This is a genomic window from Campylobacter sp. CCUG 57310 (assembly GCF_013201975.1).
In the GTDB taxonomy this organism is placed as follows: Bacteria; Campylobacterota; Campylobacteria; order Campylobacterales; family Campylobacteraceae; genus Campylobacter_A; species Campylobacter_A canis.
The window spans coordinates 940,982-956,444 of sequence record NZ_CP053845.1 but is presented as its reverse complement, the minus strand read 5'-3'; the positions used below and the strand labels follow the sequence as shown (position 1 = coordinate 956,444).

The 15,463-nt window shown below is 38.9% G+C and carries 15 protein-coding genes; 4 read left to right on the top strand and 11 right to left on the bottom strand.

Annotated features, from left to right (window positions below; translation table 11 throughout):
• Positions 1-15: 15 nt before the first annotated feature.
• From CORI_RS04765 to CORI_RS04730, 8 genes are all read right to left on the bottom strand, one after another.
• Entirely contained in the window at positions 16-510 is a 495-nt protein-coding gene (locus tag CORI_RS04765) for an HIT domain-containing protein (RefSeq protein ID WP_173031026.1), read from the bottom strand.
• A complete protein-coding gene (trpC, locus tag CORI_RS04760; RefSeq protein WP_173031025.1) occupies positions 510-1,295 on the bottom strand; it encodes an indole-3-glycerol phosphate synthase TrpC in 786 nt (261 codons plus the stop codon). The genes CORI_RS04765 and trpC overlap by 1 nt, the downstream gene beginning before the upstream one ends.
• On the bottom strand, positions 1,292-2,566 hold the full coding sequence (locus CORI_RS04755; RefSeq protein ID WP_173031024.1) for a lipopolysaccharide assembly protein LapB: 1,275 nt from the start codon (positions 2,564-2,566) through the stop codon (positions 1,292-1,294). Before CORI_RS04755 ends, trpC begins: the two co-directional genes overlap by 4 nt.
• A complete protein-coding gene (locus CORI_RS04750; protein WP_172199347.1) occupies positions 2,542-2,913 on the bottom strand; it encodes a YkgJ family cysteine cluster protein in 372 nt (123 codons plus the stop codon). The genes CORI_RS04755 and CORI_RS04750 overlap by 25 nt, the downstream gene beginning before the upstream one ends.
• Positions 2,910-3,605 (bottom strand): tRNA1(Val) (adenine(37)-N6)-methyltransferase, encoded by a 696-nt coding sequence (locus tag CORI_RS04745; protein WP_173031023.1) that lies wholly within the window; start codon positions 3,603-3,605, stop codon positions 2,910-2,912. Before CORI_RS04745 ends, CORI_RS04750 begins: the two co-directional genes overlap by 4 nt.
• The gene (locus CORI_RS04740) at positions 3,602-5,554 is read right to left on the bottom strand and encodes a hypothetical protein (protein ID WP_173031022.1); all 1,953 of its coding nucleotides are present in this window, start codon (positions 5,552-5,554) and stop codon (positions 3,602-3,604) included. The genes CORI_RS04745 and CORI_RS04740 overlap by 4 nt, the downstream gene beginning before the upstream one ends.
• A 2-nt stretch (positions 5,555-5,556) precedes the next feature.
• Entirely contained in the window at positions 5,557-6,510 is a 954-nt protein-coding gene (locus tag CORI_RS04735; RefSeq protein WP_173031021.1) for an NAD(P)-binding domain-containing protein, read from the bottom strand.
• Positions 6,511-6,663: 153 nt separating this feature from the next.
• Positions 6,664-8,004: a class II 3-deoxy-7-phosphoheptulonate synthase gene (locus tag CORI_RS04730; protein WP_173031020.1), complete on the bottom strand. Its 1,341-nt coding sequence runs from the start codon at positions 8,002-8,004 to the stop codon at positions 6,664-6,666.
• 180 nt (positions 8,005-8,184) lie between these two features.
• Between CORI_RS04730 and rarD the strand changes: the two genes are divergently transcribed.
• From rarD to CORI_RS04710, 4 genes are all read left to right on the top strand, one after another.
• Positions 8,185-9,072 (top strand): EamA family transporter RarD, encoded by an 888-nt coding sequence (gene rarD / locus CORI_RS04725; protein ID WP_173031019.1) that lies wholly within the window; start codon positions 8,185-8,187, stop codon positions 9,070-9,072.
• A gap of 38 nt (positions 9,073-9,110) precedes the next feature.
• Positions 9,111-9,569 (top strand): hypothetical protein, encoded by a 459-nt coding sequence (locus tag CORI_RS04720; protein WP_173031018.1) that lies wholly within the window; start codon positions 9,111-9,113, stop codon positions 9,567-9,569.
• Positions 9,570-9,631: 62 nt separating this feature from the next.
• Complete coding sequence (locus tag CORI_RS04715) at positions 9,632-10,555, top strand: aspartate carbamoyltransferase catalytic subunit (protein ID WP_173031017.1); 924 nt, start codon at positions 9,632-9,634, stop codon at positions 10,553-10,555.
• 8 nt (positions 10,556-10,563) lie between these two features.
• Positions 10,564-11,844, top strand: coding sequence for a dihydroorotase family protein (locus tag CORI_RS04710; protein ID WP_173031016.1), 1,281 nt, complete (start codon positions 10,564-10,566; stop codon positions 11,842-11,844).
• A 236-nt stretch (positions 11,845-12,080) separates the two neighbouring features.
• Here the strand turns inward: CORI_RS04710 and CORI_RS04705 are convergent, their stop codons facing one another.
• The 3 genes from CORI_RS04705 to CORI_RS04695 form a co-directional block, all read right to left on the bottom strand.
• Positions 12,081-13,394, bottom strand: a complete 1,314-nt coding sequence (locus CORI_RS04705; RefSeq protein ID WP_172199315.1) for an amidohydrolase — start codon at positions 13,392-13,394, stop codon at positions 12,081-12,083.
• 111 nt (positions 13,395-13,505) lie between these two features.
• Entirely contained in the window at positions 13,506-14,570 is a 1,065-nt protein-coding gene (locus CORI_RS04700) for a glycoside hydrolase family 3 N-terminal domain-containing protein (protein WP_254064963.1), read from the bottom strand.
• Positions 14,567-15,463 (bottom strand): NAD(P)H-dependent glycerol-3-phosphate dehydrogenase, encoded by an 897-nt coding sequence (locus CORI_RS04695; RefSeq protein ID WP_173031015.1) that lies wholly within the window; start codon positions 15,461-15,463, stop codon positions 14,567-14,569. The genes CORI_RS04700 and CORI_RS04695 overlap by 4 nt, the downstream gene beginning before the upstream one ends.

Here is a 15,463-nt window from a genome sequence, read left to right as displayed (position 1 = left end):
AAAGTAAAAATTTGGCTAACGCAAACTTAAAATTTCGTCAAAAGCCTTTTTTAACTTTTCAAAAAGCGGATGAAAAGGAACTCCGTTTACTCTCAAATCGGCAATCGTCGTGATAAAATTCGTATCCCTCTCCCAGCGAGGCACCAAATGATAATGCACGTGCTCGGCAATTCCCGCACCTGCGGCTTTGCCCAAATTCATACCGATATTTACGCCAGTTGCTCTTAACTCATGCTTTAAAATCACAACGCCCTCTCTTACAAAAAGGCTCATCTCAAGCCAAGTCTTTTCGTCCAAGTCCTCGATCTTGTCGACATGAGCGTAAGGTATGACCATAAAATGACCAGGGCTATAAGGGTATAAATTCATAATACCAAAGCAGTGCTTGGCGCGAAACAAAACACCTGTCTTATCATCGTTTTCAGGATGATTGATAACCTCACAAAATACGCATTCAGCGCTTTTTGTATTAAAATACTCGCTTCTCCAAGGCGCACAAAGATGCTCCATCATCCCTCCTTTATATCTTTTACGGCTTTTGCAAGATCGCTCTTGCGCATAAAATGCTCGCCTATCAAAAAGGCATCAACACCGATTTTATTTAAATTCTCAAGCTGGCTATGCTCATAAAGTCCGCTTTCGGCTACTATTATTTTTGACTTAGGTATCAATGGCACAAGGCTTTCGCACAAACTCATATCCATCTCAAAACTTTGCAAATTTCTATGATTTATACCGATGATATTAGCTCCTGCAAGTATAGCCTTCGTGATATCTTCCTTATCGTGAGCCTCGACAAGCACTTCAAGTCCTAAATGATGAGCGTATTCAAGCAGTTCTTTTAGCTCTTTTAAGCCCAATGCCTTTGCTATAAGCAGGATAAAATCGGCTCCATAGACAAGAGCTTCTAAAATTTGGTATTTATCGATTATAAAATCTTTTCTAAGCAACGGCACGCTTACATACCTACGAATTTGAGTTATAAATTCCAAATTTCCTTTAAAATAATGAGGCTCGGTTAAAACCGATATCGCGTTTGCTCCGCCGCTTTCATAATCCTTAGCTATAAAAATAGGCTCAAATTCCTCTCTTATAACGCCTTTGCTGGGGCTTGCTTTTTTCACTTCGGCGATTATTTTAAAAGGATCTTTCTCGTCTGATTTAAGAGCGGGCAGGACATCTCTGGGCACATAAGGATTGTAAGCAAGGCTTCTTCCAAGCCACTCCTTGGGATATTTGGACTTTTTTTCCTCTAGATCCTCTCTGGTGCGTCTTATGATCTCATCAAGTATCACTTCGCGTCCTTTTGCGCTTGGTTTTTACTTAAGCACTCCTTGATAAGTCTTATATGCTCTTTTGCTTCGGTTGAATTTACAAATTCATCATCGTGCAGTGTTTTACTCATAACCTCATCGGCTCTTTTACACTCTCCCAGCTTATAAAGTCCCCACGCAAGAGAGTCAAGATAATATACCGAATTTGGCTCTTTAATCAAAGCTTTTTCAACCAGCTCTACACCCTTTTTAACATCCACATCGTGATCTATAAGCAAGTATCCGTAGTAGTTTAAATATATCGGATCATCAAGTTTGAGGGCTGATTTTTCAAAGTTATGAATAATCTCCTTTAAACTCTCTTTGCTTAAATTTTTAGCATCTCTTTCATACTGATATACAGCCATTTTGGCTTGATAGTCAAGGTTAAAGCTTTTATCAAAAAGCTCTTTAGCCTTATTATAAGCCTTGTCATACTCACCCATTATCGCCCACATTTCCATTAGCAAATTATCATTATGGTTGTATTTTTGCAAAAATTTAGCCGCACCCTCATAGTTTTTTTGATAAGCAAACACGCCTACGGCCTTATTAAGATACTCTTTTTCCTTAGTAGTCTTATAAAGATCCTCGTAAATTTCTACGGTATCGTTTATCTTGCCCGTTTGCATATATAGATCAATAAGCGTTAGGCATACATGCACACTACAGCCGTTAATACGCCTTGATGTTTCAAGATAGCTTAGTGCCTCTTCTTTTTTGCCCATTTTGTTGTAAAGAAATTCTACCATTCTAAGCAAATTTTCATCGCTTTTGTCTTTTTCATATACGATTTTAAACTGCTCTAGAGCCTCTTCGTTATTATTTTGCATTGACAAGATAGTACCGAGCATTATGTGGTTGCGAGGTTTACTCTCTTTTTTTACAAGGCTTTCCATAACCTTTCTAGCCTCATCAAGCCTATTTGTATTCATAAGACTTGCGCCTTTAATACGAAGAAAGTCGGTGTCATCTTTTAAATTTTTCTCCGCAAGCTGCATGATGCTATCAAATTCCGCACTATTGGTAAAAAATGCAAATTTAAGCGCCTCTTTTAGATAAGCGGGCTTTTTAGTCTCCTCATAAAGCTTCTTGTAAATAGCCATAGCCTCGTCATGTTTAGCATTATCAACAGCCATTAAAGCCTCTAATATATAAAGATTTTCATCTATCTTTATCTTCTCATTTGCAAAGCAAAAGCAAGAGATAAATAGCGCAAGCACAACTCTTACAAACGCCTTATTCCTATACATTCTCCCTCCAATTCCTCAAAATGAGTCTTAAAATAATCCCAAAACGGAAAACTTACGCACTGTTTTGGGCGAAATTCATAAACAGAACAATTTTGCTTAACCTCATCAAAAAAGACGCAGGCAAAGCCGTCTTTATAAATTTTTTCTTTGATACTGAATTTATATCCGTGTTTTTCTAAAAATTTATCCTTAAATTCTTCTACGCTTAAATCCAAAAATCCTGCAAGAGCTTCTATCTCGGCGCTATTTATCCATATATAGCCGCTTTCTCCCGTGCAGCACTTACCTCCGCATTCATCGCACTTTGTAAAGTCGAATTCATACTCAAAGCCGCTTTGGCGAATCATATCTCGCAACTTTGACTAAAAGTGCCTGCGCGAGTAAAAATTTCACTTGCTTCTTTTGTATATCTTTCACCTTCAAGAATAAATATCGGCGGTAAAATTTTAACTAAAGCTTTTGAATTTTTTTTAGCTTCTATGATAACCAAACTTGCCTCTTTGTTTGCTTTTGGATGGACAAATTTTATGCGGGTCGGGTTAAATTTATACATTTTTAAAAGAGTTAAAATTTCACTAAGCCGCTTAGCGTCATAACAAAACACAAAAACTCCGCTTGGCTTCATAATCGAATTTACCGATTTTATAAGCTTTTCAAGAGGCAAAAATTCGCTATATCTACTTATTTTGATATGCTCGTTTTCACTCTTCTTAGCTCCGTCGTGATAGTAAGGCGGGTTTGAGATAACAAAATCATATCTCTTCTGGTACTCAAAATTAGCAAAATCAGCCGTTATGAAGCTAGCTTTTAAGCCGTTTTCATCGGCGTTTTGTTTGGCAATTTTTATATTTACCTCTTGCATATCAAGCATATCAAGATCAATAGCTTCAAAATCGCGCTTAAGAAGCAGTCCAAGCACTCCACATCCGCATCCGACCTCAAGCACGCTACCTTTTAAGCCTTCCTCGCAGATAAAGCCGTACAGCATCATCGTATCGCTGTTGTATCTGTAGCCTACTCTTGGTTGGATGATTTTCATCTATAAACCTTGATGACAAAGCCTTGCTTTGTGGAAGAAGTGATGATTTCGCTGCTATAAGATATGCGAGAAAAATCTCCAAATTCATCTCGTATAAGGTTGCCTGCAGTTTTTGCACGTTCTCTTCCTATACCGAAATTTGCGTAGGTATTTATGCGCTCAAGCTCATTTTTAGGTACAAGCTTGGCGATCTTGGAAGTTGCGATAAAATTTCCCTGACTTACTATAGGAGTTATCTCAAAATAATAGTTTGAATTATATTTTTGCAAAAACTCGGTAACTTTATTTATGCAAGTTATAGTAGGCTTATCCGATCCCACACCCATATCATCGCACTCCACCGAAGCTATAAATACGACTTTTTTAGGCACTTCGCTCTTAAAATTCAGCTGTATTATCTTTCTTAAATTTTCATTTTCATTACTTAGATACTCGCTATCTTCAAGAACCTGCGCGATCTGTTTTTTTGTCTGTTCAAGCTCGTTTTTTATAGCTACGTGATTTTTACCTATCGCGGCTAAATTTTTTAGCTCTTTGGCCTCTTTGATAAGCCTTGAGTTTTCTTCATTTTTAGCCTCTATTTGAGATTTAAAATTTTGCTTAAACTCTTCAAATTTATCACTTAGCTCTTTGATCTGAGAATCTTTTTTAGCTATCTTTTCATCAAATTCATCAGATATTTTTTTATACTCTTGCATAGCTTTTTGGGCGTTTGCTACCTGCTCTTTGGCATCTTTATCGATTTGGATATTGCTTTGGATCAGTAAAGTTATCTTATCGTTTAAGATTTTATAGTTTTTAATGTCTTTTTTATTGTTTAAAATTTCCTCTTCAAGCCGTTCGCTAGTTTCTCTAAGCTGCTCTTTAAGATAAGTTATATTTGATTCATCGGCTTCAAGCTGCTCGGATTTTTTTATATTCTGCTCGCTTAAGTCTTTTACGGTAGCTTCAAGTTCATTTTTTAAAGCAGAGCTTTCACTAACGCTTCTTTCAAGCTCCATCTTTAGCCTCTCAACCTCGTTTTTATAAAGAGAAGACATGCTTAAAATATCTTTTTCAAGATTTGATTTTTCTTTTTCAAATTTTGCTTTTACATTCTCCATTTGAGAATTTAACTCATCGTTTTGAGCTTTGAATTTAGCATTTTCTTCGCTTATTTTTCTTAGCCTATCGTTTGTATCATTGGTTTTTTCTTGATAATCGCCCGAGAGCTTTTTTAGCTTCTCATCAGCCAAGTCGGCATCTTTTTTGATGGCTAAAATTTCATCGTCTTTTTGTTTTATAATCTTTTCAAAATCATCTTTTTTAGCTTCCAAGTCCGATTTAAGCTTATTAAGTTCGTCTTGGTTTAAATTCTTAGCTTTTAAAACAGCCGCTTCTTGCTCACTAATAACTCTTTTAAGCTCTGATTTTTTAAGATTAATAGTATCTTTTAGCTTGCCGTTTTCATCTTTCAGCTTTGAAATTTCAGCCTTTGCACCTTTTATCTCGGCTTGCAAATTCGCTCTTATACGCTCAAATTCACTCTTTGAGGCAATAGGCTTATCGCTAACTGCCGTAGTGTTGGTATCAGCTCTGCTAAGCTGTTCTTTTAAGCTATCGACTTCATTTTGAAGTTCGGTTATGCGAGTTGCGGCTATTCTTGAATTTTGCATACTTTGCATCTGAGCATCTCTTAGCTCTTTTTCAAGATCATCGATCTCTTGGGCGTATTGATCTATAAGTCTTCTGCTATCTTTTGAATTTGCAAGCTCATCTTTTCTTACATATTTAGCCTGCTCATCCTTTGGAAGCTCCTCAAAACTATGAACCTTTATCACCACCTCTTTTTGTTCGCTAATTTTAGAAGCGGAATTCTTTTGCAAATTTAGATACAAAAAATACCCACTTGTAGTAACAAGCGCACCGAGTATAAAAAAAGATAGCGAATTTAAAAAAGACTGCTTCAACTCTACCTACTATTTTTAATGCTTTGTATTACTTTATGCGCATGATTTAGCGCTAAAACAATCGAGCCGCCGTTTTTAAGCACGATATCTCCGCCTATATAAAGCCCTTTTATGGTACTTTGATAATTCTCATCTACAATCGGATCTTTATCCTCATCAAGCTCTACGCCGCACTTTTGCAAGAAATCAACAGGAGTTGAACCGCCTATAGCGTAAATGATTCGGTCGTAAATTTCGCTAGTATCATCCGTGAAATTTACTCTTATCTTGCCTGATTCGTTTTCAAGCTCTTTTATGTCTACGCCAAGTTTTAATTTTAGCTTTTTAGCGTTTGCAAGCTCCATAACTGCGCTTTCATTTATATCATTTAGTCTTGTAAATTTGTCCTTGCGGTAATTAAGCGTCACGTCGTTTGCTTCGCTAAGCTCTACGGCGTATTCGGCGGCCGAATTTCCACCGCCTACGACGATTATCTTTTCACCGCTTGAACATGAATTTAGATTAAAATTTACAACCGAATTTAGCGAAGGGGGAATTTTATAATCAGGCTTATTCGGACGCCCCATTTTACCTATGGATATCATCACATTTTTAGCGCCGTATCCCACCGAAGCGGTCGTGATATGAAACACTCCGTCTTCTTTTTTCACGCTTTCAACCTCGGAGTTAAATGCGGTATCTATCTCGTCATTGTCCAAAAGCCTATCAAAATAATCAAGCGTGCTCTCTTTCGTTCCGTCATCAAAAGCCACAATTCCGTGAATCGTGCTATCTTGCCCCTTATAACTCTTATCAACGCGCTTGTTGTCTTTGTAAAATTTACGAATGGTTTGGCTATGGTTATCGCCTTTTTCTAATAATAAAACGTTTCTAAAACCGTTAGCTTTAGCCTCTACAACCGCAGCAATACCGCAAGGACCGCCGCCTATCACCACAAGATCGTAAACACATCTCATACTTTTCTCCGTTATCTAATAATTTTTATTGATAATTTAGCAAAATTTGTATTAAAAATGAAGAAATTTGCCTATATTTTATGAGAGTTTTTATTAGAATTTAAATTTAAAGAGTTAAAACAGCTTTTTAATTCTATTTTAACTCTTGATTTTTTAGTTTTTCTTTACAAAATCAGCTATCAAAAAGGCAAGCTCAAGCGCCTGATCTGCATTTAAGCGCGGATCGCACTGCGTTTCGTAGCGATTTTCAAGGCTCTTTTCGGTTATATTAAACGCACCTCCGACACACTCGGTTACGTCTTGTCCCGTCATTTCCAAATGCACACCTCCTGCGTAAGTGCCTTCGGCTTTGTGAATTTCAAAAAAGCTCTTAACCTCGGATAAAATTTTATGAAATTCGCGAGTTTTATAGTTGTTTGATGATTTTACGGTGTTTCCGTGCATCGGATCGATACTATAAAGGATATTAAGCCCTTCTTTTTTCACTCCGCGTAAAATTTCAGGAAGCTTATCTCCTATCTTTTCAGCTCCCATTCTGACGATGATATTTAGCCTGCCCGCTTCGTTATTCGGATTTAGTTTGCCGGCGAGTTTTATCACATCCTCGCTAGTTACGCTAGGTCCTATCTTAACTCCGATCGGGTTATGAACTCCGCTTAAAAAATGCACGTGCGCATCATCGATTCCACGCGTTCTCTCGCCTATCCAAAGCATGTGAGCCGAGCAGTCATACCAATCTCCCGTAAGACTATCTTCGCGAGTTAAAGCCTCTTCGTAAGGAAGCAACAAAGCCTCGTGAGAAGTATAAACTACAGTTTGATTTATAGTCGGAGCATTTTGAGAAGTTATACCGCAAGCCTCCATAAACGCAAGCGTTTGACTAAGCTTTTCAACCAATTCATCGTATTTTTTGCCAAGCTCAGGCTTTTTAATAAAACCCAAATTCCATCTATGCACCTCATGCAAATCGGCCAAACCGCCTCTTGAAAACGCACGAAGAAGGTTCATTGTCGAGGCTGATTGATAATAAGCCTCTATCATTCTTTTTGGATCGGGCACGCGCGCAGCTTCGTTAAATTCAAAGCCGTTTATGATATCGCCTCGGTAACTAGGCAGTTTTGCGCCTCCTACCTCTTCGTAGTCACTACTTCTAGGCTTTGCAAACTGCCCTGCCACGCGACCGACCTTAACTACGGGACAACGCCCGGCAAAGGTAAGAACTATCGCCATTTGAAGCATGACTTTAAACATATCTCTTATATTGTTCGCGTTAAAATTTAAAAAGCTCTCCGCGCAATCGCCGCCCTGAAGCAAAAACGACTTGCCTTCGGTAACATCCTTAAGCGCCTTTTTAAGATTCCTCACCTCACCCGCAAAGACAAGCGGAGGAAGCGAAGCAAGCTTGTTTTCCACGCTTTTTAACTCATCTAAATTCGGATAAACGGGTTGCTGCAAGATGTTTAAATTTCTCCACGAGCTTTTAGTCCAATTCATCTCATACCTTTTTAAAAAATAACTCAGATTTTAACCAAAAAGAACTTTTAATACACATAAAATTAAACTCAAAGAGTAAATTTGTGAATTTAAGTAACAAATTTTTATAAGTGTTTCAAAATTTAACTAAGCTGTGATTAAAAATTTATTAAATAAAATAGCTTCAAAAAAAGAATTCCAATGAAAAACTACGAAAACGAAACAAAAGCGGGCATGATATACGGTCTTAGCGCTTTCATACTTTGGGGACTTTTTCCGATATATTTCAAGCAGCTTTATGAGCTGGGATTTGCCGAGATAGTCGCTCACCGCATCATCTGGTCGGTGCTGTTTTTATATATCCTGCTTAAATTTAGCAAAAAACTCTCTGATGCAAAGCAGTTTTTCACAAACAAAAAAACCGCTTTTTTGCTCTTTACTAGCGGGGTTTTAATCGCTCTTAACTGGTCGATTTATATCTATGCGGTTAGTATCGATAAGATTGTGGATGCAAGCTTAGGATACTTCATAAACCCTCTTATAACGATGCTTCTTGGAGTAGTGGTGCTAAAAGAGAAAATTTCAAACACTGGCAAATTTGCGATATTTATCGTTTTTATCGCTATCTCTATCCAAATTTACGATGTGGGCGGACTGCCTTTTATCTCGGTTATCCTGCCTCTTTCGTTTGCTATCTATTCGCTTGTTAGAAAGCGTATCAAAATTCCATCTTTAGAAGGACTTTTCGTAGAGACTACGATGGTTATGCCTATTGCTATTGCGGCGCTGTTTTTCATAGCAAAGAGCGGGCAAAATCACTTTGATTTTTCGTGGTTTGGGCTTTTTATCACGCTTTGCGGACCGCTTACGGTTATACCGCTTTTACTCTTTAATTCGGCTGCTTTAAGAATAAATTTAAGCACCATCGGCTATATGCAGTATATCTCGCCCTCACTTCAACTTCTAATCGCGGTCTTTGTCTATAACGAACCGATAAACACGGCTAAAATAAGCTCGTTTGTGCTTATTTGGATAGCTCTTGGAGTAGTTAGCATAGATGGAATTTACAAAAAGAAAAAGCAAATTTGAGTATAATCGCCTTTGAAATTTAAGCAAAAAGGAAATTTATGGATATTTTTACCATGACGATAGTAGTTTCACTTGCGGTTGCGGCAATAATCTATATGCAAATTCAAAAAATAACTAAAAATATCGATCAAAACGGCACACTTGCAAACAACTCTCCTGAAAATTTAAGGCAAATTTCAGTGCAAAAATACAAAGACTTCTGCGAACTCATAAACAGCGAACTAAGAGAGCTTAAAAATATGGCGCTTTACGATGATATGCTAAAAGACGTCGAGCTAAAAGATAGTTTTTTAGAGAGTCTTAGCGAGATGAGCAAGAAACTAACTTTCATAGAAACTATGAATACCGCACGAAATCCCGACAAATGGGAGAGTGAGCTGTTTGAAGTGCTAAACAGACTTGACGAGCTCGTTGAGGCAAATTTCAAAGACGGCGAACTCGTAAGCGATGAGATAAGAGATAGACTAAGTGCGGAGTTTGCAAAGCTTCAAAATTAAAAATTAAGTAAATTTGGTGTAGTATTGCTTTTTTGATTTAACAATCAAAAAAGGAACCGCATATGAGCTACACCAAAAAAGACCTCGTAACAACTTCAAATTTAAGCAAAGATGAGATTTACCACTTCTTAAATTTAGCCAAAGAATTTAAAGAACTAAACAACTCCGAAATCAAAAAAGCAAAATCCCTCTACGGAAAAACAACGGTAAATGCGTTTTTTGAAAACTCCACACGCACAAGAACCAGCTTTGAAATAGCGGCAAAGCGTCTTGGAGCCGATGCTATAAACTTTAGCGCCTCTCAAAGCAGCACCAAAAAAGGCGAAACGCTGATTGATACCATAAACAACATAGTCGCGATGAAAACCGATATCGTAGTAGTTAGACACTATAGCTCAGGCGCTGCGAAATTTGTAGCCGCAAACACCGACGCTCACGTAGTAAATGCCGGCGACGGGTTAAACGAACACCCAAGCCAAGCCCTACTTGATCTATTTACCATCCTTGAGCACAGAGGAAATTTAGAAAATTTAACCGTAGCGATAATCGGCGATATATTTCATAGCCGCGTGGCTCGTTCAAACATTTACGCAATGCAAACTCTCGGTATCAAAGTTAAGCTGTTTGGTCCGCCTATGATGCTAACGGGAATGGAGGCTTTTGGCTGTCAAATTTGCAAAAGCATGCAAGAAGCGCTTGAAGATACCGATGCAATCATCATGCTTAGGATCCAGCTTGAACGCCAAGATGACGAAGTGGCGTTTCCGTCGGTAAGAGAGTATTCTAAATTTTTCGGGCTCACCGCCTCAAAGATGAAATTTGCCAAAGATGGAGTCATGATACTTCACCCCGGACCCATAAATAGAGGCGTAGAGATAAATTCAGACGTTGCGGATGATCCTAGATACTCTCACGTATTAAATCAGGTCGAAAACGGAGTTGCCGTAAGAATGGCGATACTTCATACTTTAATCTCAAACAAATAAGGCAAGATATGACTACTTTAATAAAAAACGCAACTATAGTAAATTCCGATGAAATTTTTAAGGCAAATATCCTGATAGACGGCGAAATCATAGCTGATATAACGACAGACGAACCAAAGGCTGATAGAGTCATAGACGCCGCAGGAAAGCTTGTGATGCCGGGGCTTATTGATATGCACGTGCATTTTAGAGATCCGGGGCTTGAATACAAAGACGACATAAACTCAGGTAGCGAAACGGCGGTTGCAGGAGGCGTAACAACCTGCTTGCCGATGGCAAATACAAACCCCGTAAATGACAATGCCGTAATAACTCGCGATATGATCGCTAAAGCAAAAGCAAGAGGACTAATCGACCTACTTCCGATAGGCGCTATCACAAAGAGTATGGGCGGAAACAAAGTCGTAGAGATGGGCGATATGGTAGAAGCCGGGGCAGTTGCATTTAGCGATGACGGCTTGCCCGTAGCAAGCAGCGACGTGATGAGATACGCACTTGAATACTCAAAGCATTTTGGTTCATTTGTCATAAACCACTCGCAAGACTGCTCTTTGTGTCGCGGCGGACATATGAACGAAGGGCGAGTTTCGGCGATTTTAGGCATAAAAGGCATGCCAAGAGAGCAAGAGGAGATCATGGTGTCTCGCGACTTGCTTCTTGCAAAGCTAACAGGCGGACACATCCACATAGCTCACGTTAGCTCGGAGTGGTCGCTAAAGCTCATCAAGCAAGCTAGAGATGAGGGTATAAATGTAACTTGCGAGGTTACGCCGCATCACTTTACATATACAGAAGACGAGCTGATGAATTATGATACAAATTTTAAAATGTCGCCGCCCTTGCGCACATCAAGCGACGTAAAAGCCGTAAGAGAGGCTATCGCAAACGGGCTAGTGGATGTCATAGTAACCGACCACGCCCCGCATCATACGGATGAAAAATTTTTAGAATTTGATAAAGCTCCGTTTGGAATTTTGGGACTTCAGACGCTGATTCCAATGACTTTAGATCTTGTTAGAGAGGGGCTTATCGACTATAAAAAAATGGTTGAGCTGACATCTTTTAACCCGGCAAAACTTCTTAAACTAAACAACAAAGGCAAGTTAGCAAAAGGAATGCTAGCGGACATCGTTATCGTAGATCCCGACTTTGAATACGTCTATGATAAAAATTTAAACAAATCCAAATCCCAAAACTCTCCGTTAATTGATAAGAAATTAAAAGGCGCAGCTATCAAAACGATAAAAAGCGGCAAATTGGTATTTGACTTTCCTAATGTAGTAGCGTGAATTTCATTCACGCTACTTACAAATCAAGCAAATTTAACGCTTAAGCTTGTAAATTTTACTCATTAAGCAAATTTTGTGTAAATTTATCCAAATATTAGACAATAAGAGATATTTGAAATTTTATCGTAGTAAATTTATTTTATTAAATTTACAAATTTGATTTACCAAAAGCGCATTTGCAAATTTAACCATCATAAAATTTGCAAGCCCAAAATCATCAGGCTTGCAAATATATTTTACTTGCCGTTAAGCATATAAGTTGAGCGTAAAAACACATCAACTCCGGCGAGTAAGGCATTTTCGTCAAAGTCAAAACAGCTATTGTGATGTCCTGCGGCAAGCTTTGTGCCTATCATCAGATATCCGCTCTTGCCGCCGTTTTTTTGCACTTTTTGCATAAAATGCGCGAAATCCTCGCATGCGCTAAAGGTAAATTCTTTCACTATCAGATCGTTATTTATATAAGGCGACTGAATTGCTGCTTTTTCATAAAGCTCGGTTATCTCAGGGCTACTATCTCCGCCGCTGGTACCGCCCGTAAGCTTTACCTCGTAATCCACGCCGTGAATCATGCTTACGCCCTTAATAATATCCATACATTTGTTAAACATAAATTCATTAAGCTCTGTAGTCTCTCCGCGAGTTTCGCAGGCGATAAATCCGTTTGGCGCGATCACGTTTCTGCCCTCTCCCGCCTTTAAAACTCCCACGTTTATACGAGTTACTCCATCGGCGTGACGCGTGATAGCATGCATATTTATAGCAGCCTCGGCAGCTGCAAGTAATGCATTAGCTCCTTCTTGCGGAGCTCCTGCGGCGTGGGCTGAGCGACCCGTGAAGATAACGTCAAACTTAGATGTCGCCAAAAGTTTGTTGGTGCCGCAAATTATGCCTGCATTTACTTTAGCTTGAAACCCGATGTGTCCACCAAGCAGATAATCCACATCATCAACCACGCCCATAGGCTCCATGCCTACTGCACCGCGTGTGCCCTCTTCTGCTGTTTGGAATATAAATCTGAATTTGCCGTTAAAATCATCTAAATTTTCAGCTATGATCTTTGCGAGTGCAAGTCCTATCGTGATGTGTCCATCATGTCCGCAGGAGTGCGTAATACCGTCTATATCGGCTCTAAAGCCCTCTTTTACAGGTCTATGGCTCTCATCTTTGCTCTCGGTAACATCCACGCCGTCGATATCAAATCTAAACGCCGTCATCTTGCCTGCCCTACCCGTATCGATATCCGCAACTACGCCTGTAAGCCCGTCCTCCATAAGAGGCAAGAATTCCTGCTCCTCTTTGCTTAGCAAGCTTTTGGCTCTTTCTATAGCCCTTTGCGCGGCCTCAGGAGTGCCAAGCCCTTGTCTGGCATCTGGCTTTACTATCTCGCGCCCCATTTTTAGACCATATCCATAGTCTTTTAGCTTCTTGGCTATACTGGCGGTAGTAAAAAATGTAAACCAACCCGTCTCAGGATGTGAGTGATAAAAGCGTCTGTGCGCTATCATTTCATCTTTTAAATTTTCGACTTTAGCTTGAATTTTATCCATATTTAACTCCTTAAATTTCAGATTTTAAATATTAATTTTAGATTATAACTCAAATTTAATTTTAAAAGTCTAAAAATATTGTTAAATTAGGTGGATGACAAGGAATAAAATTTATTGAAGTTCGCTCTTAAGCTTCATGATTCGCTCGTAAGATAGCTCTATGCGCTCTTTTGGAATTTTCTTTTGATTTACCGCATCAACTATTATCTGCGTTACGTATTCGGCGGTTTTTTGCTCCCCTATCATAAAGTCGCTAAAGAGTAAAATATCTCCGCCCGCATTTATGAAATTTACAACTTTTTGAGTAAGGCTAAAGTCCTTTAAGCCTCCCATAAGCATATCATCACTTATGACGGCTCCATCAAATTTCAGCTTTTCCCTTAGCAAATTTTGGATAATTTTTTCAGAAAGAGATGAAGGATTTTGATTATCCTCTTGATTTAAATAGACATGAGAAACCATTATAAGCCTTGCTTGATTCTTTTTGATCGCATCATAATAAGGTTTAAGTTCATTATAGTTAAAGTTTTCTATCACGGTTTTTGCATTATGCGAGTCCGTTTGCGCAGAACCGTGTCCCGGAAAATGCTTAAGCGTAGTTAGCACCCCAACTTCGCTAAAAGCGTCTAAAAATTCACTCGCATATAAAGAAACTTCGTCTATATCCCTACTAAAGGCTCTATCCTTGGAAGCTATGATAGGAGATACCGTGTCTAATACATCGACAACCGGGGCGAAATTTAAATTTACGCCGACCTCTTTTAGTTGAGTAGCCATACGACCATAAAGCTCTTTTGCACTTTCCAGATCAAGCTTTCTAGCCACTTCGCTTGCAGAGATAAAGGTTTCAAATCCCACCTTATCCTTAAATCTTGTTACGATTCCGCCCTCTTCGTCTATGGCTATAAATATATTTTTTTGAGCATTCTTAAAGGCTACAGTTAAAGACTTTAGACTCTCTTTATCTTTGACATTTTTGCCAAGCAGCATAACTCCGCCAAATCTTTGATACTTAGCATCAGATATTGCGGATTTAGCTTCGTTTTGATTTGCGCCGTTAAAGCCCACCATTATCATCTGGGCTATCATTTTGCGAAGCGGCGGTTTTTCGTTTGCAAAAAGCAAACTGCAGGTGATGATAGCAATGCAAAAAAACAGCCTCGATAAAATTCTCAAATTTTCTTCCTGCTAAGAAGATCAATAAGGCTCTTTTGAACCTCTTTCCCGCCAAGCATGGCGACTACTTCGTTTACGATAGGAGTATAAATCCCCTCTTTTTTAGCAATCTTTTCTATGGCATAAGAGGTATCTATACCCTCGGCAACTTCGCCTAGATCGTTTAAAATTTTATTCAAGCTTTCGTTTTTAGCAAGCCCAAGTCCTACTCGGTAATTACGCGACAAGACGCTTGAAGCTGTAAGAAAAAGATCGCCCGCCCCGCTTAAACCTAAAAAAGTCTCGTCTCTTGCGCCAAAATACTTGCCAAACCTCGCCATCTCGACAAGCCCTCTTGAGATAAGACTTGCTCTAGCGTTATTTCCCAGTCCAAGACCATCGCAAATTCCACCGGCTATGGCAATCACGTTTTTATACGCTCCACAAATTTCAGCCCCTATAACATCGTCTGATGTATATGCCTTGATATAACTTGGAAAAAGATTTGAAATTTCTTGGGCTAGCGACAAATTTATAGAATTTACGACAAGGGCGCAAGGAAGTTTCTTTTCTACCTCTTTTGAAAAGGTGGGTCCTGATAAGAAAGCCAAATTTGAACTATCGACGTACTGCTCGTAAATTTCGTTTAAAAATTTTAAACTGCTTGTTTCTATTCCTTTTGAGGCTACTAAAATTTTTTGATTGTAATTTTTAAAATTTTTCTTAAGCCACTCGCCCGTGACCTGAGAAGGAATAGTCATAACTAAAATTTCAGCCCTTAAGGCCTCATCGGTAGATACGAAATTTGGAATTTGACGAGGTGTTTTAGAGCTTATTACGCATTCGTTTTTCTGAGAAAGCGCATGAAAAAGAGCGCTTCCCCATTTGCCCGCTCCAAAAACAGCTATTTTCAT

Coding starts and splice junctions, on each gene's coding strand:
- CORI_RS04765 (WP_173031026.1), bottom strand. CDS start 510: ATGGAGCATCTTTGTGCGCCTTGGAGAAGCGAGTATTTTAATACAAAA.
- CORI_RS04755 (WP_173031024.1), bottom strand. CDS start 2,566: ATGTATAGGAATAAGGCGTTTGTAAGAGTTGTGCTTGCGCTATTTATC.
- CORI_RS04750 (WP_172199347.1), bottom strand. CDS start 2,913: ATGATTCGCCAAAGCGGCTTTGAGTATGAATTCGACTTTACAAAGTGC.
- CORI_RS04745 (WP_173031023.1), bottom strand. CDS start 3,605: ATGAAAATCATCCAACCAAGAGTAGGCTACAGATACAACAGCGATACG.
- CORI_RS04735 (WP_173031021.1), bottom strand. CDS start 6,510: ATGAGATGTGTTTACGATCTTGTGGTGATAGGCGGCGGTCCTTGCGGT.
- CORI_RS04730 (WP_173031020.1), bottom strand. CDS start 8,004: ATGAATTGGACTAAAAGCTCGTGGAGAAATTTAAACATCTTGCAGCAA.
- rarD (WP_173031019.1), top strand. CDS start 8,185: ATGAAAAACTACGAAAACGAAACAAAAGCGGGCATGATATACGGTCTT.
- CORI_RS04720 (WP_173031018.1), top strand. CDS start 9,111: ATGGATATTTTTACCATGACGATAGTAGTTTCACTTGCGGTTGCGGCA.
- CORI_RS04715 (WP_173031017.1), top strand. CDS start 9,632: ATGAGCTACACCAAAAAAGACCTCGTAACAACTTCAAATTTAAGCAAA.
- CORI_RS04710 (WP_173031016.1), top strand. CDS start 10,564: ATGACTACTTTAATAAAAAACGCAACTATAGTAAATTCCGATGAAATT.
- CORI_RS04705 (WP_172199315.1), bottom strand. CDS start 13,394: ATGGATAAAATTCAAGCTAAAGTCGAAAATTTAAAAGATGAAATGATA.
- CORI_RS04695 (WP_173031015.1), bottom strand. CDS start 15,463: ATGAAAATAGCTGTTTTTGGAGCGGGCAAATGGGGAAGCGCTCTTTTT.